Source organism: Streptomyces sp. NPDC090106, assembly GCF_044747265.1.
GTDB lineage: Bacteria > Actinomycetota > Actinomycetes > Streptomycetales > Streptomycetaceae > Streptomyces.
Genome location: NZ_JBIVDS010000010.1, coordinates 228,115 through 246,093, shown reverse-complemented (window position 1 = coordinate 246,093; position 17,979 = coordinate 228,115). Strand labels below are relative to the sequence as shown.

At 73.2% G+C, this 17,979-nt stretch carries 17 protein-coding genes; 8 read left to right on the top strand and 9 right to left on the bottom strand.

Annotated features, from left to right (window positions below):
* Positions 1-34 precede the first annotated feature (34 nt).
* From ACIPSE_RS30825 to dctA, 3 genes are all read right to left on the bottom strand, one after another.
* Positions 35-1,120 carry a tartrate dehydrogenase gene (locus ACIPSE_RS30825; protein WP_401668839.1) on the bottom strand — a complete coding sequence of 362 codons (1,086 nt, stop codon included), beginning with the start codon at positions 1,118-1,120 and terminating at the stop codon, positions 35-37.
* A gap of 123 nt (positions 1,121-1,243) precedes the next feature.
* On the bottom strand, positions 1,244-2,143 hold the full coding sequence (locus tag ACIPSE_RS30820) for a LysR family transcriptional regulator (protein WP_401668836.1): 900 nt from the start codon (positions 2,141-2,143) through the stop codon (positions 1,244-1,246).
* 92 nt (positions 2,144-2,235) lie between these two features.
* The gene (dctA, locus tag ACIPSE_RS30815) at positions 2,236-3,672 is read right to left on the bottom strand and encodes a C4-dicarboxylate transporter DctA (RefSeq protein WP_401668834.1); all 1,437 of its coding nucleotides are present in this window, start codon (positions 3,670-3,672) and stop codon (positions 2,236-2,238) included.
* Positions 3,673-3,966: 294 nt separating this feature from the next.
* Between dctA and dhaK the strand changes: the two genes are divergently transcribed.
* The 3 genes from dhaK (at position 3,967) to ACIPSE_RS30800 (ending at position 6,036) form a co-directional block, all read left to right on the top strand.
* A complete protein-coding gene (gene dhaK, locus ACIPSE_RS30810; protein WP_401668831.1) occupies positions 3,967-4,959 on the top strand; it encodes a dihydroxyacetone kinase subunit DhaK in 993 nt (330 codons plus the stop codon).
* A gap of 74 nt (positions 4,960-5,033) precedes the next feature.
* Positions 5,034-5,633: a dihydroxyacetone kinase subunit DhaL gene (gene dhaL, locus ACIPSE_RS30805; RefSeq protein WP_401668829.1), complete on the top strand. Its 600-nt coding sequence runs from the start codon at positions 5,034-5,036 to the stop codon at positions 5,631-5,633.
* A complete protein-coding gene (locus ACIPSE_RS30800; RefSeq protein ID WP_401668826.1) occupies positions 5,626-6,036 on the top strand; it encodes a PTS-dependent dihydroxyacetone kinase phosphotransferase subunit DhaM in 411 nt (136 codons plus the stop codon). Before dhaL ends, ACIPSE_RS30800 begins: the two co-directional genes overlap by 8 nt.
* A gap of 16 nt (positions 6,037-6,052) precedes the next feature.
* On the opposite strand, the gene ACIPSE_RS30795 is transcribed toward ACIPSE_RS30800, so the two are convergent.
* Positions 6,053-6,679, bottom strand: coding sequence for a TetR/AcrR family transcriptional regulator (locus ACIPSE_RS30795; RefSeq protein ID WP_401668823.1), 627 nt, complete (start codon positions 6,677-6,679; stop codon positions 6,053-6,055).
* A 156-nt stretch (positions 6,680-6,835) separates the two neighbouring features.
* Between ACIPSE_RS30795 and ACIPSE_RS30790 the strand changes: the two genes are divergently transcribed.
* Positions 6,836-7,597, top strand: a complete 762-nt coding sequence (locus ACIPSE_RS30790; protein WP_401668820.1) for an SDR family NAD(P)-dependent oxidoreductase — start codon at positions 6,836-6,838, stop codon at positions 7,595-7,597.
* A 55-nt stretch (positions 7,598-7,652) separates the two neighbouring features.
* Here ACIPSE_RS30790 and ACIPSE_RS30785 read toward each other — a convergent pair whose 3' ends face one another.
* Entirely contained in the window at positions 7,653-8,351 is a 699-nt protein-coding gene (locus ACIPSE_RS30785) for a glycoside hydrolase family 75 protein (RefSeq protein WP_401668817.1), read from the bottom strand.
* Between the two features lie 427 nt (positions 8,352-8,778).
* Between ACIPSE_RS30785 and ACIPSE_RS30780 the strand changes: the two genes are divergently transcribed.
* A complete protein-coding gene (locus tag ACIPSE_RS30780) occupies positions 8,779-9,753 on the top strand; it encodes a fibronectin type III domain-containing protein (RefSeq protein WP_401668815.1) in 975 nt (324 codons plus the stop codon).
* Positions 9,754-9,941: 188 nt separating this feature from the next.
* Positions 9,942-10,478 carry a hypothetical protein gene (locus tag ACIPSE_RS30775; protein WP_401668813.1) on the top strand — a complete coding sequence of 179 codons (537 nt, stop codon included), beginning with the start codon at positions 9,942-9,944 and terminating at the stop codon, positions 10,476-10,478.
* Positions 10,479-10,523: 45 nt separating this feature from the next.
* Here the strand turns inward: ACIPSE_RS30775 and ACIPSE_RS30770 are convergent, their stop codons facing one another.
* From ACIPSE_RS30770 to ACIPSE_RS30755, 4 genes are all read right to left on the bottom strand, one after another.
* On the bottom strand, positions 10,524-11,075 hold the full coding sequence (locus tag ACIPSE_RS30770; RefSeq protein WP_401668811.1) for a PadR family transcriptional regulator: 552 nt from the start codon (positions 11,073-11,075) through the stop codon (positions 10,524-10,526).
* A gap of 29 nt (positions 11,076-11,104) precedes the next feature.
* A complete protein-coding gene (locus tag ACIPSE_RS30765; RefSeq protein WP_401668808.1) occupies positions 11,105-13,120 on the bottom strand; it encodes an FAD-dependent oxidoreductase in 2,016 nt (671 codons plus the stop codon).
* 129 nt (positions 13,121-13,249) lie between these two features.
* On the bottom strand, positions 13,250-13,618 hold the full coding sequence (locus tag ACIPSE_RS30760) for a hypothetical protein (protein ID WP_401668806.1): 369 nt from the start codon (positions 13,616-13,618) through the stop codon (positions 13,250-13,252).
* Positions 13,619-13,745: 127 nt separating this feature from the next.
* Positions 13,746-14,618, bottom strand: a complete 873-nt coding sequence (locus ACIPSE_RS30755) for a hypothetical protein (protein WP_401668804.1) — start codon at positions 14,616-14,618, stop codon at positions 13,746-13,748.
* A gap of 245 nt (positions 14,619-14,863) precedes the next feature.
* Between ACIPSE_RS30755 and ACIPSE_RS30750 the strand changes: the two genes are divergently transcribed.
* Positions 14,864-16,966, top strand: coding sequence for a SpoIIE family protein phosphatase (locus ACIPSE_RS30750; protein WP_401668802.1), 2,103 nt, complete (start codon positions 14,864-14,866; stop codon positions 16,964-16,966).
* 115 nt (positions 16,967-17,081) lie between these two features.
* Positions 17,082-17,780: a hypothetical protein gene (locus ACIPSE_RS30745; RefSeq protein ID WP_401668799.1), complete on the top strand. Its 699-nt coding sequence runs from the start codon at positions 17,082-17,084 to the stop codon at positions 17,778-17,780.
* Positions 17,781-17,979: the final 199 nt, after the last annotated feature.

The following is a 17,979-nucleotide window of genomic DNA, read 5'->3' as shown; positions in this document are numbered from 1 at the left end:
CGCCAGGGCCCACCCGCGGCGCCGGCCGGCGGGGTCAGCCGGTGAGGGCGGCGATCAGCGCCCGGGTGACGTCCTCGGTCGTGGCGGTGCCTCCGACGTCACGGGTCAGGACCCCGGAGGCGGTCGTCGTCTCGATCGCCTTCTCCAGACGGGCCGCCTGTTCGGGCAGACCGAGGTGCTCCAGCATCAGGGCCGCGCTGCCGACCGCCCCGATCGGGTTGGCGAGGCCCTGTCCGGCGATGTCGGGGGCGGAGCCGTGGACCGGTTCGAACATGCTGGGGAAGCGGCGCTCGGGGTTGAGGTTGGCGCTGGCGGCCAGACCCAGGCTGCCGGCGAGGGCGCTGCCGAGGTCGGAGAGGATGTCGGCGTTGAGGTTGGAGGCGACGACCACGGACAGGTCCTCGGGGCGCAGGACGAATTTCGCGGACATCGCGTCGACGAGGACGCTCTCGGTCTCGACGTCCGGGTAGTCGGCGGCGACCCGCCAAAAGACGTCGTCCCAGAGCACCATGCCGTACTGCTGCGCGTTGCTCTTGGTGACCGAGGAGACCTTGCGGCGGCTGCGGGTCCGTGCCAGGTCGAAGGCGAACCGTATGATCCGCTCGCAGCCCACCTCGGTGAACAGCGACGACTGGACGGCGACCTCGCCGCCGGGGCCGCGTCCGCCGAGGTTGCGGCCGCCGAGCCCGGCGTACTCGCCCTCGCTGTTCTCCCGGACGACGACCCAGTCCAGGTCGGTGTCGTCGGCCTTGCGCAGGGGGCTGAGGACTCCGGGCAGGAAGTGCACGGGCCGGACGTTGGCCCACTGGTCGAAGGACTGGCAGATCCGCAGGCGCAGGCCCCACAGGCTGACATGGTCGGGCACGGTGGGCCAGCCGACCGCGCCGAAGTAGATGGCGTCGAAGTCCTTGAGCCGGTCGAGCCCGTCCTCGTCCATCATCTTCCCGGTGCGTTCGTAGTGGTCGCAGCCCCAGGGGAACTCCTCCCACGCGAAGGCGAACGCGCCGTGCGACTGCTCGGCCAGCGCGTCCAGGACGGCCCGCCCGGCGGCGACGACCTCCCGGCCCACCCCGTCGGCGGGGATCGCGGCGATGCGGAAGGTGCGGGATGCGGCGGTCATGGGTGCCTCCGGGGCGGTGTCCGGCGTCGGTTCGGGATCGGTTTCGAGTCAACACATCCCGGGTGCGCGGCGTCCAAGACCTGCTTCCGATGCGACGTATAGGCGCAGCCGATCGGTCCGGCGTCAGCCGGCGTGGCCGCGCCGCCGGGCGAGCGACCTGGTGAGGCCGAGGAAGGCGCGGGCCGCGGGCGTCAGGTGGGCGGGCAGGCTGACCATCGCGACATGGAGGTGGGCGGTGGGTTCGATGGGGGCGACGACCGCGCCGCAGCGGCGGGCCAGCCGGGTCCAGGAGGAGGGCAGGACGGCGACGCCGACGCCGGTGAGGACCAGCGGCAGGATCGAGGTGCGGTGGTCGACGACGGTGACGATCTCCGTGCCGGTGCCGCCCGCGGTGATCTCGTCGACGATGGTCCGCATCAGGCTGCCGGTCCGTGAGGCGATCAGCTTCTGCCCGGCCAGGTCCCCGGGCCGGATCACGACCTCGTCCTCGACGACCCCGCCCGGCGCCGCGACGACGACGAACGGCTGGTCCTCGACCTCCAGGACGTCGAGCCCCGTCGGCCGCACCGGCGCCGCGCTGCCCAGCAGCCCCAGCTCACAGGCTCCGCTGCGGACCAGGGCGACGACCTCGTCCGGGGTGAACGCCGCCTGCGTGCTCACCGTCACCGAGGGGTGCAGTGCGGCGAAGCGGTGGACGAGCGTGGTGAGGGGCTCGATGCCGGGCGAGGGCATGGTGGCGATCTCGACGGTGCCGCCGTGCAGCCCGGCGAGCGCGGCGGCCGTGTCCCGTACGGCGGCGAGGTCCCGCAGCACGCGGCGGCTGGGTTCCAGCAGTTCCTGCCCGGCCTCGCTGAGGACGACACCGCGGCCCACCCGGTGGAACAGCGCCACCCCGAGATCGGCCTCCAGGTTGGCCATCGCCTGGGAGAGGGAGGGCTGGGCCACGTGGAGGGCGGCGGCGGCCCTGCTGAAGCCGCCGTGCTCGACGATGGCGAGGAAGTACTCCAGCTGCCGGGCGTCCACCGGGCCACCTCGTTCTTTCTCGGTGCGGCAGGCGAGCCTACCCGCCGCCCGCGGACCACGTCAGGACGCCGCCTCGGCGCCCGCGACCCCCGTCAGGACGCCACCTCGGCGGTCGCGGCCGGAGCAGGCAGCCCGGCGGGACGCCGGCGCCCGGCGCCGCTGTCCGTCTCCGCCCCCGCGTCGGTGCCCGCCTCGACGGCCACGGAGGGCTCCCCCGCCTTCCCGGCGAGCACGGCCCGCGCCCGCTCCAGATCGAGGCCGTTCTCCCACTTGGCGATGAACAGGGTGGCCACGGCGTTGCCGAAGAAGTTGACCAGCGCCCGGCACTCCGACATGAACTTGTCGATGCCGAAGATCAGCATGATGCCGGCGGCCGGCACGGACCCGACCGTCGAGAGGGTCGCGGTGAGCGCGATGAACCCGCCGCCCGCGACACCGGCGGCGCCCTTCGACGTCAGCAGCATGACGGCCAGCAGCCCGAGCTGCTGGCCGAGCGAGAGCGCGGTGTCGGTGGCCTGGGCGATGTAGAGCGTGGCGAGCGAGAGGTAGATCGCCGCGCCGTCCAGGTTGAAGCTGTAGCCCGTCGGCACGACCAGGCCGACCGTGGACCGCTCGGCGCCCATGAACTGGAGCTTGCGCATCAGTCCGGGCAGCGCGGGCTCGGCGGTGGAGGTGCCGAGGATCAGCCAGAACTCCTCCTTGAGGTAGCGGAAGAGCTGGAAGATGTTCAGCCGTACGTACAGGGCGAGCACGCCGCCGAGCACGAGCACGACGAACAGCGCCGAGGTGACGTAGAAGAGCACGATCAGCGAGCCCAGGCTGGTCAGCGTGGACAGGCCGAACTTCCCGATGGCGTACGACATCGCGCCGAACGCGCCCAGCGGGGCGGCCTTCATGACGAAGGACAGGACCTTGAAGACGACCTCGGTGAGCCGTCCGACGGCCGCGATGATCGGCTCCCCGGTCCTGCCGACCGTCTTGAGCGCGATACCGAACACGACGGCCAGGAAGATGACCTGGAGGATGTTCCCCTCGACGAAGGGGCCGAAGAAACTGTCCGGCACGATGCCCGTGAGGAACTCCCACCAGTGCTGGTGCTCGCCCTGCTCGATGTACTGGCTCGCGTCGCCCGAGGTGGTGAGCGTGGCGGGGTCGGCGTGCACGCCGTCGCCGAGGCGGAAGACGTTGATCGCGACCAGCCCGGTCAGCAGGGCGACGATCGTGCCGGCCTGGAAGTAGGTCAGCGCCTTGACGCCGGTCCGGCCGACCTTGCGCAGGTCGGCGACCCCGGCGATGCCGCCGATGATCGTCAGGAAGACGATCGGCCCGATGAGCATCTTCATCGCGGTGATGAACGTCGTGCCGATCGGCTCCATGCCAGTGGCCAGATCCGGCCACCGCCAGCCCAGCACGACGCCGATCACGATGGCCACCAGCACCTGCACGTACAGCTGCCGGTACCACGGCCTCGCCGCGATCCGCGCGGCCTGCTCGGCTCGTCCGCTTCCGCTGCCTGGGGTATGCGTCATTGCAGCCTCCCTGAGGGCGCGTCCCCGAGCCCGATCGGAGCGCACGCCGGCTTTCGCCACAGTGAAGCGGCCCACGCGGGACGGGGTCCACGACCAAAAATCGATGCCCCGCATAGGCCTGACCTATCGGTCACGACACCACCGGCGGCACTGTGTACCGCGCCCGTGACCTTCGCCGCCCCAAGGTCGATACTGCCGACATACGGGACTCCGCCCCCGCACGTCCGTTCGCCGACGCGACCTGACGTCCATCATCGAAGTGAAGCTGCCTGCAGAGCTCTCCAGGAGGAACCCATGAGGATGCTCATCAACGTGCCGGAGTCCGTGGTCGCGGATGCGTTGCGGGGGATGGCCGCCGCTCATCCCGAGCTGATCGTCGACGTGGAGAACCGGGTGGTGGTGCGGCGGGACGCGCCCGTGGCCGGGAAGGTCGCGCTGGTGTCCGGGGGCGGGTCGGGGCACGAGCCGTTGCACGGCGGGTTCGTGGGTGCCGGCATGCTGTCGGCGGCCTGTCCCGGCGAGGTGTTCACGTCCCCCGTGCCCGACCAGATGGTGCGGGCCGCCGCGGCCGTGGACAGCGGGGCGGGCGTGCTGTTCATCGTGAAGAACTACACCGGGGACGTCCTCAACTTCGACATGGCCGCCGAACTCGCCGAGGACGAGGGCATCCAGGTCGCGAAGGTCCTCGTCAACGACGACGTGGCCGTCACCGACAGCCTCTACACGGCCGGCCGGCGCGGCACGGGGGCCACCCTGTTCGTCGAGAAGATCGCCGGTGCCGCCGCCGAGGAGGGGCAGCCGCTGGAGCGGGTGGAGTCGATCGCCCGCCAGGTCAACGAGAACGCGCGCAGCTTCGGCGTCGCGCTGAGCGCCTGCACGACGTACGCCAAGGGCAGCCCCACCTTCGACCTGCCGGACGGGGAGCTGGAGCTGGGCATCGGCATCCACGGCGAGCCGGGCCGGGAGCGGCGGGCGATGATGACCTCGCGGGAGATCGCCGACTTCGCGGTCAACGCGATCCTGGACGACTTCAGCCCACGCAACCCGGTGCTGCTGCTGGTCAACGGCATGGGCGCGACCCCGCTCCTGGAACTGTACGGGTTCAACGCCGAGGTGCAGCGGGTGCTCACCGAGCGCGGGGTCGCCGTGGCGCGCACGCTGGTGGGGAACTACGTGACCTCGCTCGACATGGCGGGCGCCTCCGTCACCCTGTGCCAGATCGACGAGGAGACGCTGCGTCTGTGGGACGCGCCGGTGAAGACGGCCGGGCTGCGCTGGGGCGTGTGAGCCGGACCTCCGGCCCGCCCGGCTCCCGCATCGCGCGCCGGACCGTCAACGCACCTACCACGCAAGGAGATCCAGTGCTCGACGCCGACTTCTTCCGCCGTTGGATGACGGCGACCGACGCCTCGGTGGGGCGTGAGGCGGACCGACTGACCGCTCTCGACTCCCCCATCGGCGACGCCGACCACGGCAGCAACCTCCGGCGCGGGTTCCAGGCGGTCGCGGCCGTGCTGGAGAAGGAGCCCCCCGCCACGCCCGGCGGGGTCCTCACGCTCGCCGGGCGGCAGCTGATCTCGACGGTCGGCGGGGCGTCCGGGCCGCTGTACGGCACGCTCCTGCGGCGGACCGGCAAGGCGCTCGGGGACGCCGCCGAGGTCAGCGAGGAGCAGTTCGCGGAGGCGCTGCGGGCCGGGGTGGAGGCGGTGCGGGCGCTGGGCGGTGCCGCGCCCGGCGACAAGACCATGATCGACGCGCTGGTGCCGGCGGTCGACGCGCTCGGTGACGGTTTCGCCGCCGCGCGGGCCGCCGCCGAGCGGGGCGCCGAGGCGACGACCCCCTTGCAGGCGCGCAAGGGCCGGGCCAGCTATCTCGGCGAGCGCAGCATCGGGCACCAGGACCCGGGAGCGACGTCGTCCGCCCTGCTGGTCGCGGCGCTCGCGGAGGCCGCTGGTGAGTGACGACGAGCTGGTGGGGATCGTGCTGGTCTCGCACAGCGCGGCGGTGGCCGAGTCGGTCGCCGAGCTGGCGCGGGGCCTGGTCGGCGGCGCGGTCACGGTGCCCGTCGCGCCGGCGGGCGGCACCGAGGGCGGCGGGCTCGGCACCAGCTCCGAGCTGATCGCGGCGGCGGCGGCCTCGGTGGACCGGGGTGCCGGGGTGGCCGTCCTCGCCGATCTCGGCAGTGCCGTGCTGACGGTGAAGGCACTGCTCGCGGAGGGCGACGAGCTGCCCGAGGGCACCCGTCTGGTGGACGCCCCGTTCGTCGAGGGTGCCGTCGCCGCGGTGGTCACGGCGTCGACCGGCGCGGACCTGGCCGCGGTCGAGGCGGCGGCGACGGAGGCGTACGGCTACCGCAAGGTCTGAGACGGGCTCCGCGCTCTCAGCGGAGCCCTTCGGCGACGACGGCGAGGGCCGCACGCATGGTCGCGGCCAGTTCGGCCTCCGCCGTCGCCCCGTCGTCCGCGGCTGCGTCCGGCCGCCAGGCGTAGTGCTCGACGGCCGCGCGCAGGGCCGCGTTGAACAGGGCGGCCTGGATCGCGGGCCGCAGGTCACCGGCGGGCAGTCCGGCGCGTTCGGCGAGGGCGCGGGCGAACGCCGGTTCGGCCTCGTCGTACGTCTGGAGCCAGATCGCGCGCAGGCCGGGTTCGGTGCGGGTCAGGCGGACGAGGCCGCCGACCGTGGCGCGTTCGGGGCCGGCGACGAAGCCGGGGTCCACCGCGAGGCGGCGGTCGAAGAGGTGCTCCAGGGGCTGTCCGGGGCGCCACTCCCGCAGGCACTCCACGATCACGTCGATCCCGGCCGAGAACAGGGGCCGTACGCAGCTCTCCTTGCTCGGGAAGTAGCGCCAGACCGTGCGCGCGGAGACGCCGACGGCCTGGCCGATCTGCTCGCCGGTGGTGGCGGCGACGCCCTGGGCGACGAACAGGTCCACGGCGGCGCGGGCGATCTCCAGCCGGATCTCGGCCTTGCGCTCCTCGGTGAGGGGCGGTCGTCCGGTACGGGTCATCGGGCTCCTCCGGGTGCGGTGATCGCTCTTCCGGGATTCTCCCCCACGGCTTCGGGGCGGCACGCGACGACTTTATGTCGCTCGAAGACATTAAGTCGTAGAGTGGGCTCCGCGGACCCGTCCGGTCCGCCTTCCTCCGCACGGACAGGAACCACCATGACCACTGGACTCGACGGACGCAGCGTCATCGTCACCGGAGCGGGCTCGGGCATCGGGCGCGCCGCCGCCCTCGCCTTCGCCGCCGAAGGGGCCCGCGTGCTGGTGGCGGACCTGAACGAGGAGGGCGCGCGGGCCGTCGTCGAGGAGATCGAGAAGACGGGCGGCACCGCGCTGGCCGTCACCGGCGACCTGAGCGAGCAGGCCGTCGTCGACCGGGTCGCCCAGACCGCGGTGGAGCGGTTCGGCGGTGTGGACGTCCTGGTGAACAACGCCGGGATCATGGACCGCATGTCGGCGCTCGCGGACGTGAGCGACGCCGAGTGGGAGCGGGTCCTGCGGGTGAACCTGACCGCGCCGTTCCTGCTCACCCGGGCCGTGCTGCCGCACATGCTGGCGGCGGGCCGGGGCGCGGTCGTGAACACCGCGTCCGAGGCCGGTCTGCGCGGCAGCGCGGCGGGCGCCGCCTACACGGCCTCGAAGCACGGCGTGGTGGGCCTGACCAAGAACCTGGCGGTGATGTACCGGGGCCAGGGCATCCGCGCCAACGCCATCGCGCCGGGCGGCACGGCGACCGGCATGGTCCCCGACGTCGACGGCGAGGCCCACGGGCCGCGGGCGCTCGGCCCGTACTTCGGCAACGTGGGCCGCATCTCGACGCCGGAGGAGCAGGCCGCGGCGATCGTGTTCCTGGCCTCGGACGCGGCGAGCAACATCAGCGGTGTGGTGCTGCCGGTCGACAACGGCTGGTCGGCGGTCTGAGCCCCGGCCCGCCACGCGAACCCGGTCGCCGCCCGGCCTCGGGCGCCGCTCGGCTTCAGCCGCCGCGTACGAACAGCCGCGCCAGCCGTTCCCCGGTGGCCACGGCGGCGTCATGGTCCTCGATGGGTTTGACCTGCGAGTCCTTGAAGACGATGTAGGTGACCCCGGAGTCCGTGCCGCCGCCGTGCGGGTCGGCCGGGATGCCGAGCGCCTTGGCGGTGGCGTAGGAGGCCTCGCCGATGACGTCGGCGGGGCCCACGTCGCCGACGACGGCGTACTGGACGCGGCCCTCGTGAACGACGGCGGCGACGGCGCCGCCGCGCACCCCGCTCTTGCTGTGGTCCCAGATGCGGCTCACGCCGGGGACGACGATGTAGGGGAGCCGTTCGGCGCTGAGGTAGCGGCCGTCGGCCTGCTGGTAGGCCGTCATGGGCGAGAAGAGCGGGTCGGTGCGGCTGTTGCAGCGGCGGCCGGGGCGGCCGTCGCAGTCGATGTCCATGTCGGCCTTCCAGAAGACGGCGTCCCGGGTGCCGCAGACCCGGACGGTCGCGGGTTCGTCGTAGTCGGTGCGGTACCGCCCCTTGGACACGGGCACGCACTCACGCACCTTGGCCAGCAGATCGGCGGCGCGGACGTCGCCCTCGTGCCGGACGACGGGCTGGTCCTGGGCCTGCGGCACGACGGTGGGGGACGTCGTCGTGGGGGCGAGCAGGGCGACGCCTGCCGCGGCCAGCGTGAGGGACTGGACACGCACGATAAGGGACCCTCTCCTGGGGGACACTGACGGACACTCAGCCCAATCTGGTGCCGGAGGGGCGGGGCGGCCACATGAAGGGGGCCGGACGGTGCACGGCGGGCGGCGGCCGAGGCGGCGTCAGGGGCCGGGCGGCTGAACCGAGATCGGCCCGGCCACCCGGCCACCCGCGTCCGGCGCGGGGACAGCGACGACAGCGGGCCCGCGCCAACGGCACGAACTCCCGAGCCCTCGAAGGGAGTTCGACCGAGGAGCTTCAGCATACGTAACCCGTCCGTCCGTTCCACAACGGCGACCGCCCGGCGGACTCTTCACCGGTCGCACCCTCGCCTCCACAGGTCCTCCACCACGCCCTCTTGATGGGATCACGTCACCCGCGCCATATTGGTCCGGACCATTCCGTGGTGGTGTCCGGGGAGGCGGTGTCGTGCGACGCGTCGCTGTGCTCGCGCTCTGCGCGGCCCTCTTCCCGCTCTCCGGGTGCGGCGGGCCCGGCCCGGCCGGGGACGAGGGACGGATGCCGGGCGCCCCCGCGGGCGTCACCGCCGAGGCGGGCAGCTCCACCAGCGTGCACGTGATGTGGAACGCGGCGCCCGCGACGGACGGCGGCATCGAGGTGTACGAGGTGTACCGCGGCACCGCCAAGGTGACGGAGGTGCCCGCCGGCACGCACATGGTGGACGTCACCAGGCTCAGGCCGTCCACCGCCTACGTCTTCACCGTGCGGGCCCGCGACACCGAGGGCCGGCTCGGTCCGCCGAGCCGCGCGGTCCGCGCGACCACCCCCGCCTCGGGGCCGGCGGACACCCGGGCGCCGACGCGTCCCGGCGGCGTGACGGGCCGGGTGGTCGGGGACCGGGCGGTGCAGGTGTCGTGGTCCGCGTCCTCGGACGCCGTGGGTGTGGTGTCGTACGACATCCTTCAGGGCGGGACGAAGATCCACAGTGTGGGCGGCAACCAGACCGCGGCCGTGGTGACCGGGCTGCGGCCGGGCACCCGCTACGCCTTCACCGTGCGCGCCCGGGACGCCGCCGACAACGTCTCCCCCGCGAGCGCCACCGTCCGCCTCACCACCGCGGCGGGCGCCGACGACGGCCGCGGCACCGCGCCGTCCGACTTCCGCGCGACGACCCGGCGGGCCGACGACGGGTCCTACTCCATCGACCTGTCCTGGGTGCCGCCCGCCGCGGACGGGGTGATCACCGAGTACCAGATCCACCTCGACGGGCACCCGGCCACTTCGCTGGTGTACGGCGGCACCCCGCCGCGCGACCGGGCCACGTACAGCTTCTACGTCGGGGAGCGGGCCGGGGAGACCCACCGGGTGCGGGTACGGCCCAGGCTGCCCGACGGGACCTGGGGCGGGTTCACCCCGGAACGCACCGTGACGACGGGCGGCTGAGGCCCCGCGCGGGAGGTCCCGCGCGCCGCCCGTTTGGGCCGGACGACGGAATCCGTCACCTGCCCGGAGGCGGTCCGGGTGCGCGCCGGGCCGCGGGCACATGGGATGCCTCTGAGGCGCACGGGAGTTCCCCGACCCTCGGCGGCGCACGGACGTACCGCCGACCGTGCCGCCGGAGGGCAGTCCACATGCGCATCTCCCCGCAACTCCTCCGCTCCGGCCCGGCAGCGGCTGCCGGCGCGGTGCTGTCCGTCGCTCTGGCGGCCGGTCCGGCGACAGCGGCGTCCGGGATCTCGGTGAGCACCACCGGGTCCACCGTCTCCGTCACCACGAGCGCCTGCGCCCAGAACGCGGGCGGCAACTGGGGCACCGCCTCGCTCCTGACCAGCAGCCAGGCGAACTTCTCCCAGGGCCGTCAGGTGACGCTCTCGGGGACGAGTTCCCTCCAGTCCGCCGCCTGGTCGAACGTCAGCGCCGGCACCTACACCGTCGTCGTCATGTGCTCCGACACGACCACCGCCGGCACCCAGTCGGTCATCGTCTCCACGCCCACCATCTCCGCCACCGCGACCGCCTCCCCCTCCCGGGGTGTCATGGGCGGGCTCGGCGGCGCCACCAAGGACTACGGTCCGCTGACGCTGGGCGCGGGTGCCGCGCTGGTCGCCGGCGGCGGGATCGCGGCGGCCTGGTTCCTGCGCCGCCGCTCCAAGCCGTACCGGCTCTAGCCCCCAGCTCCCATCCCTCAGCTCTCAGCTCTCAGCTCTCAGCTCTCAGCTCTCGGAGGGTCCGGGCACCTCGGGGAAGTCCTCCAGGGCCCGGGTGAGCCACTGGGTCCAGAAGGTCTCCAGATCGATGCCCGCCCGCAGGACCAGATGCCGCAACCGGTCCTGCGGGCCGTCCTTGTCCGGCGGGAAGTCCCGGTGCTCGATCGCCTCGTACTCGGCGAGCTGGCGCCGGTGGGCCTCCAGGTGGCGGCGCAGGTCGTCCTCGATGCCCTCGGTGCCGACCACGGCCGCCGCCCGCAGCCGCAGGAACAGACTGTCCCGGTAGGGCTTGCGGTCCTGGGCGGCGGCCGTCCAGCGGGCCAGTTCGGCGCGGCCCGCGGGCAGCACCTCGTAGCTCTTGCGCTGCCCGCGCGCGGGCTGCGCCGCGGGCAGTTCCCGGATCAGGCCCTCGGCCTCCAGTTTTCCCAGCTCGCGATAGATCTGCTGGTGCGTCGCCGACCAGAAGTAGCCGATCGACCGGTCGAACCGGCGGGTCAGGTCCAGGCCCGAGGACGGCCGTTCCAGCAGGGCGGTGAGGATCGCGTGCGGGAGTGACATGGAGTCATCCTAGGGACGGCCCGAGCCCCCTAGAGCGCCGCGGCCAGCTCGGTGCCCTGCTTGATCGCCCGCTTCGCGTCCAGTTCGGCGGCCACGTCCGCACCGCCGATGAGGTGCGCGTTCGCCCCGGCGGCGACGAGCGCCTCGTACAGGTCGCGGCGCGGGTCCTGCCCCGTGCACAGCACGATGGTGTCGACCTCCAGGACCGTGCTCTCCTCGCCGACGGTGATGTGCAGACCGGCGTCGTCGATCCGGTCGTAGCTGACGCCGGGGACCATGGTGACGCCGCGGTGCTTCAGCTCGGTGCGGTGGATCCAGCCGGTGGTCTTGCCGAGGCCCGCGCCGACCTTGGTGGTCTTGCGCTGGAGCAGATGGACCGTGCGCGGCGGGGCCGGGCGCTCGGGGCGGCCGAGGCCGCCGGGCCCCGTGTACTCCATGTCGACGCCCCAGTGGCGGAAGTACGTGGCCGGGTCCTCGTTCGCCTTGTCGCCGGCGTCGGTGAGGAACTCGGCGACGTCGAAGCCGATGCCGCCCGCGCCGAGGATCGCGACCCGGTCGCCGACGGGGGCCTTGTCGCGCAGGACGTCGAGGTAGCCCACGACGCTCGGGTGGTCGACGCCGGGGATGTCGGGGGTGCGCGGGGAGACACCGGTGGCGACGACGACCTCGTCGTACCCCTCCAGGTCGGCCGCCGTGACGCGGGTGTTCAGGCGTACGTCCACGCCGTGGGCGCCGAGCTGGTGGCGGAAGTAGCGGATCGTCTCGTCGAACTCCTGCTTGCCGGGGACCTGGCGGGCCACGTTGAGCTGGCCGCCGATCTCGCTCGCGGCGTCGAACAGGGTGACGTCGTGGCCGCGTTCGGCGGCGGAGACGGAACAGGCGAGGCCCGCGGGGCCGGCGCCGACGACCGCCACGCGCTTCCTGAGCCGGGTCGGGGCGAGGACCAGCTCGGTCTCGTGGCAGGCGCGCGGGTTCACCAGGCAGGAGGTGATCCGGAGGCTGAAGGTGTGGTCGAGGCAGGCCTGGTTGCAGCCGATGCAGGTGTTGATCGCCTCCGGCGTGCCGGCCGCGGCCTTGTTGACGAACTCCGGGTCGGCGAGCATCGGGCGGGCCATCGACACCATGTCCGCGTATCCCTCGGCGAGCAGTTCCTCGGCCAGCTCGGGGGTGTTGATGCGGTTGGTGGTGACGAGCGGGACGGACACCGCGCCCATGAGCTTCTTGGTGACCCAGGTGTAGGCGCCGCGCGGCACCGAGGTGGCGATGGTGGGGATGCGCGCCTCGTGCCAGCCGATGCCGGTGTTGATGATGGTGGCGCCCGCCGCCTCGACGGCCCGGGCGAGGGTGACGACCTCGTCGTGGGTGGAGCCGCCGGGGACCAGGTCCAGCATGGACAGGCGGTAGACGATGATGAAGTCCTCGCCGACGGCCTCGCGGACGCGGCGCACGATCTCGACCGGGAAGCGCATCCGGTTCTCGTACGAGCCGCCCCAGCGGTCGGTGCGGTGGTTGGTCTGAGCGGCGATGAACTCGTTGATGAGGTAGCCCTCGGAGCCCATGATCTCCACGCCGTCGTAGCCGGCCCGGCGCGCGAGGCGGGCGGTGCGGGCGTAGTCGTCGATGGTCTGCTCGACCTCGGCGTCGGTGAGTTCGCGGGGCGGGAAGAAGCTGATCGGCGCCTGGACCGGGCTCGGGGCGACCAGGTCCTGGTGGTAGGCATAGCGGCCGAAGTGGAGGATCTGCATCGCGATCCGGCCGCCCTCGCGGTGCACGGCCTCGGTGATCGTGCGGTGCTGCTCGGCCTCCGCGTCCGTGGTCAGCTTGGCGCCGCCCTCGTACGGCCGTCCCGCGTCGTTGGGCGCGATGCCGCCGGTGACGATCAGGCCCACTCCCCCGCGGGCCCGCTCGGCGTAGAAGGCCGCCATGCGTTCGAAGCCGCGCTCGGCCTCCTCCAGGCCCACGTGCATCGAGCCCATCAGGACGCGGTTGGGCAGCGTGGTGAAGCCCAGGTCCAGCGGGCTCAGCAGATGGGGGTAACGGCTCATGGCGGGCCTCCGTGCGCGGCGGTTGTCCCTCCTGTTGTAGAGGACCGCGCACGGGTTGTGCAACTAGTTGCACAATGGGGTGGGGCCGATGTGCCGCAGGTCACCGGGGTGCGGCACGCCGGCCGCGGCTCACCTGCTCGCCAGCAGGACGTGCAGCTCCCGCTCCTGGTCCCCCGAGGCGGAGGCGAGGTCGCGCACCGCGAACAGGGGGTCGAGGGTCGAGCGCAGCCGGTCGATGGCCCAGTAGCCGCCCTGTGCGTCCAGCTCGACGGAGGAGGCCAGGCGGGGCGGCGCCGCGCACTCGTGGGCGTCGGTGACCTCGAAGGTGCCGAGCCAGACCATCGGGCGGGTCTCGTGGAGCTGCTGGGGCACGTCCTCGGCGGACCGGTCGGACTCGAAGCACTGGCACAGCACGTCGAACACGATCCGGGCGTCCTCCTTGCTGCACCCGCTGATCTCCAGCGAGACGGGTTCCTCGTGCATACGCGCGCGGTCCATCGTGATCGCTCCTCTCATGACGACGGCACGGTCGCACGGGTCCCCCCGCGCGCCGCGCCACACCATCAGAAAAGCACCGCCGGGCGGCCGGGGCCACCGGCCGGCCCCGGCGCCCGGCGCTCCGGGGTCAGCTCTTCGTGAAGCGGTACGTCTTGCTGTCGGTCAGCACGCAGAACCCGGGCGACACGACGATCACCCGCAGGGTGGCCGTACGCCGGTCGTAGTCGATGCCCTCCGCCTCGAAGCCGCCCGAGCAGGAGCTGCGCAGCGGCAGCTGCCGGAGCGCGGTGACGTGGCCGGTCACGTTCGTGGAGCCGGGCTCGGCGGACAGGTCGATCTGGAGCAGCGGCTTGGTGATGCCGAAGAGGGTGCCCGCGGGGTCGTCGGAGGAGCACAGGAGCTGGGTGGCGGTCACGAAGTCGCAGCCCTGGACGTCGCGCACGGCGTGGTCGAGGGTGACGGTCGACGCCTGCGGGAGGTTCGCCGAGGGCGAGGTGCTCGCGTTGGCCCCGGGGGTCGGCAGGACGAGGAAGCGGGTCATGGTGCCCCACTCGCCGGTGAGCATCCACTGGCTGTTCGGCGTGATCGCGACCCAGGAGTTGTTGAGCGCCTCGCCGCTGCTCAGCGTGTGCACGTACTCGGACCAGGTGCCGCCCGGGGACTGGACGCGGTACATCTTCGCGGTGCCGGAGTCGGCCTGGTAGGGCTCGACGTAGTAGCCGTCGTAGGAGGCGTCGGGGTCCCCCACGTGGTTCCAGCCGCGGCTGTAGACACCGATCGGGATGGTGCCGATGCCGGTGTATCTGTTGGCGCTGTTCGCCGGCACCTCGACCGAGGCCAGCCCCTGGCTCTCGGTCAGCGGGTCGGCCCGGTCGGAGCCGACCTCGGTCCAGGTGTCCGCCGCCGAGGCGGGCGAGGCGGTGGACAGGACGGCACTCGTGGCGACGGCGACGAGTCCGGCGAGGACGGTACGACAACGTTGCCGGGTGCGCAGGGGCATGGCGAACTACTCCTCGTGAGGGGGGTGGGGCGGTTCGGCGCACAGTCTTGCGTTACTCACCGGTCATGTACAGACCAATGTCGCGACGGGACGTCGAACTTCTGACCTCGACCGACGCGTTCCCGCGTGGTGAGGGATGGTGGAGGAGGCGCCGATGACGCCCGGGAAACGGTTGAACGCGATAGAACAGGGGAGCCGGCACGGGGGACGACGTGCCGTGTGGACGGTCGAAGGCGGTGCGTGCGATGAGTGCAGCCCGGTCTCCCGTCGCCGAGGGCGACGGACCGGCACGAAGAGCGGGCCGTGGGGACACGCGCGGTGTGGTGCGCCCCACCGGACTGCTCGACGTCCTCGGGGTGGCCTCCGTGCTGCTGGACTCCGAGGGCCGCATCGCGCTGTGGAGCCCGCAGGCCGAGGAGCTGTTCGGCTACTCGGCGAGCGAGGCCCTCGGGCAGTACGCCGCGCGGATCATGGTCCACGAGCAGCACCTCGACCTCGTGGTGAAGCTGTTCGCCGACGTCATGGAGACCGGTGAGGGCTGGGCGGGCGCCTTCCCGATCCGCCGCAAGGACGGCAGCACCTGCCTCGTGGAGTTCCGCAACATGCGGCTCCTGAACGACCGGGGGGACGTGTACGCGCTGGGCCTGGCCGCCGACCAGACCACCGTCAGCCGGCTGGAGCGGGACGTCGCCCTGTCGACGCGGATCGTCGCCCAGTCCCCCATCGGCCTGGCCGTCCTCGACACCGATCTGCGGTACGTCTCCGTCAACCCGGCGCTCGAACGGCTCAACGGCGTCCCGGCCGAGGATCATCTGGGGCGGACCATGCGCGAGGTGCTCCCGCATCTGGACGTGGACGCCATCGAGGCCGCCGCCCGTGACGTCCTCAAGACCGGTCTTCCCCTCGTCGACCAGCAGACCGTCGGCCGGACGCCGGCGGACCCGGACGAGGAGCACGCCTGGACGATCTCGCTGTACCGGCTGGAGGACGCCGCCGGCACCGTGCTCGGCGTGGCCGGTTCGGTCGTGGACGTCACCGAGCAGCACCGGGCGGCCGTGGAGGCGGAGTCCGCGCGCCGCCGTCTGGCCGTGATCGCGGACGCCTCCGCCCGTATCGGCACCACCCTGGAACTGGACCGCACCGCCCTCGAACTGGCCGAAGTGGCCGTACCGGAGCTGGCCGACGTCGCCGCCGTGGACCTCCTCGAAGCGGTGACGGCGGGCCGGCGCAGCAGCCTCGGCCCCAGCGAACCGGCCGTGATCCGCGCCCTGGCCGTCCGGGCGGACGACGCGCCGGAGGCCCTCGCCGCGGCCGACCCGCCCGGCCAGGTCGCCCGGTACGGCCCGGACCGGCTGGTCACCGAGTGCGTGCGCACCGGCGAGGCGGTCCTGGTGGCGGAGGTCGGGGAGGCGGACCTGCCGCGGATCGCCCGCTCGCCCGAGGCGGCCGACCTGCTGGCCCGCGCGGGCGTGCACTCGTACCTGGCGGTGCCGCTGACCGCGCGCGGCGAGGTGCTCGGCGCGCTGGACCTCAAGCGCACCCGCAACCCACTGCCGTTCAGCGCGGACGACGTGCTGCTGGCCCGGGAGCTGGCGGCGCGAGCGGCGGTGCAGATCGACAACGCGCGCTGGTACCAGAACGCCCGGGACACCGCGCTGACCCTCCAGCGCAGCCTGCTGCCCAGCCATCCGCCGGTGACCGGCGGCCTGGAGGTCGCCTCGCGCTACCAGCCCGCGGGCGGGACCGCCGAGGTCGGCGGCGACTGGTTCGACGTGATCCCGCTCGACGAGCGCAAGACGGCGCTCGTCGTCGGCGACGTGATGGGCAGCGGGATCAACGCGGCGGCCACCATGGGCCGGCTGCGCACCGCGACGAACACCCTCGCCTCGCTCGACCTCGCGCCGGAGCGTCTGCTGGAGCATCTGGACCGGATCACCCAGGATCTCGCCCACTCGATCGCCACCTGCGTGTACGCGGTGCACGACCCTGGGCTGCGGCAGTGCCGGATCGCCAACGCCGGTCATCTGCCGCCGGTGCGGCTGCGCGCCGGACGCAAGCCGGAGCTGCTCGAACTGCCCACCGGGGCGCCGCTGGGCGTGGGCGGCGTCGCGTTCGCCACCACGACCGTCGACCTGGAGCCCGGCGACCGGCTGGTGTTCTACACCGACGGACTCGTCGAGACCCGCCAGCACCCCCTCGACGAACGCCTCGACGCGCTCCTGGACCTGCTCGACGGTCCCGACCGCCCCTTGCAGGAGGTCTGCGACCTGCTGCTGCGCACGCTGCACCAGCCGGACAACAGCGACGACGTGGCCCTGCTCATCGCCCGCGCGCAGCACCGGGACTGAGGTCCGCCGGCCGGGCCCGCGGATTCACAGGAATTCGTTACCCGCTTCTTATCGGACCCCGGCCAGACTCACAGGCAGGCGTGGCCCAGGGTGCCGAGGCCGAGGGGAGCGAGCCATGACGCACGATCCGGACCGGGGAGCGACACCGCCCGAGGTGCTGGAAGGCCCTGGCGAACACGGCGTCCTGCGGGACCACTGGCGGCAGCGGTCCGTCCGCGGGCGGACCCTCACCGCGGCGGCGGCCGTCGCGGCCCTCACCCTCGGCGGGACCGTCGTCGCCTACGCGGCGACCTCGTCGGGTGCGGACGGCGGGGCGACGCCCTCGGCCTCGGGGTCCGCGTCGCCCTCGCCCGGGGAGCGGGGGCACGGCCACGGGCACGGCCGGTGGTTCGGGCCCGGCGGCGAGGGCGTGCACGGCGAGAGCACCGTCAAGGACCCCGGCACCGGCGACTGGGTCGTCCGCGTCTGGCAGCGGGGCACCGTCGAGAGCGCCGACGGCGACCGCGTCACCGTGAAGAGCGAGGACGGCGCCGAATGGACGTGGACCGTCGCCTCGGACACACCCGTCCTACGGGACGGCGGCCGGGGCACCGGAGCCGGTGACCTCGAACAGGGCGAGACGGTCGCGCTGACCGGCACCCGGTCCGGCGACTCCAGGACCGCCGAGCGCGTCCTCGCGGGCACCTGGGAGAAGCCGGACCCGGGCCGATGGCGGGACGCGCTCCCCGGACCGCAGGACGGACACGGCCCTCGCGAGTGGCGGAAGCCGGACACCACCGCACCGGCCCCGTCCACCGGCGGCGCCACGACCTGACACCACCGGTCACCAGGGCCACAGCGACACCCGCCTAGGCCGCGCCTTCCCGGACACCGGGGAGAAGCCGACCCCGAGCCAGTGGCGGGACGCGCTCCCCGGACCGCAGGACGGACACGGCCCTCGCGAGTGGCGGAAGCCGGACACCACCACACCGGCCCCGCCCACCGACGGCGCCACGACCTGACACCACCGGTCA

Bases quoted from the DNA above. Each gene is read 5' to 3' on its own strand.
- ACIPSE_RS30765 (WP_401668808.1), bottom strand. From the start codon at position 13,120: ATGAGCCGTTACCCCCATCTGCTGAGCCCGCTGGACCTGGGCTTCACC.
- ACIPSE_RS30755 (WP_401668804.1), bottom strand. From the start codon at position 14,618: ATGCCCCTGCGCACCCGGCAACGTTGTCGTACCGTCCTCGCCGGACTC.
- dhaK (WP_401668831.1), top strand. From the start codon at position 3,967: ATGAGGATGCTCATCAACGTGCCGGAGTCCGTGGTCGCGGATGCGTTG.
- ACIPSE_RS30770 (WP_401668811.1), bottom strand. From the start codon at position 11,075: ATGTCACTCCCGCACGCGATCCTCACCGCCCTGCTGGAACGGCCGTCC.
- ACIPSE_RS30760 (WP_401668806.1), bottom strand. From the start codon at position 13,618: ATGGACCGCGCGCGTATGCACGAGGAACCCGTCTCGCTGGAGATCAGC.
- dctA (WP_401668834.1), bottom strand. From the start codon at position 3,672: ATGACGCATACCCCAGGCAGCGGAAGCGGACGAGCCGAGCAGGCCGCG.
- ACIPSE_RS30745 (WP_401668799.1), top strand. From the start codon at position 17,082: ATGACGCACGATCCGGACCGGGGAGCGACACCGCCCGAGGTGCTGGAA.
- ACIPSE_RS30825 (WP_401668839.1), bottom strand. From the start codon at position 1,120: ATGACCGCCGCATCCCGCACCTTCCGCATCGCCGCGATCCCCGCCGAC.
- ACIPSE_RS30750 (WP_401668802.1), top strand. From the start codon at position 14,864: ATGAGTGCAGCCCGGTCTCCCGTCGCCGAGGGCGACGGACCGGCACGA.
- ACIPSE_RS30790 (WP_401668820.1), top strand. From the start codon at position 6,836: ATGACCACTGGACTCGACGGACGCAGCGTCATCGTCACCGGAGCGGGC.
- ACIPSE_RS30795 (WP_401668823.1), bottom strand. From the start codon at position 6,679: ATGACCCGTACCGGACGACCGCCCCTCACCGAGGAGCGCAAGGCCGAG.
- ACIPSE_RS30775 (WP_401668813.1), top strand. From the start codon at position 9,942: ATGCGCATCTCCCCGCAACTCCTCCGCTCCGGCCCGGCAGCGGCTGCC.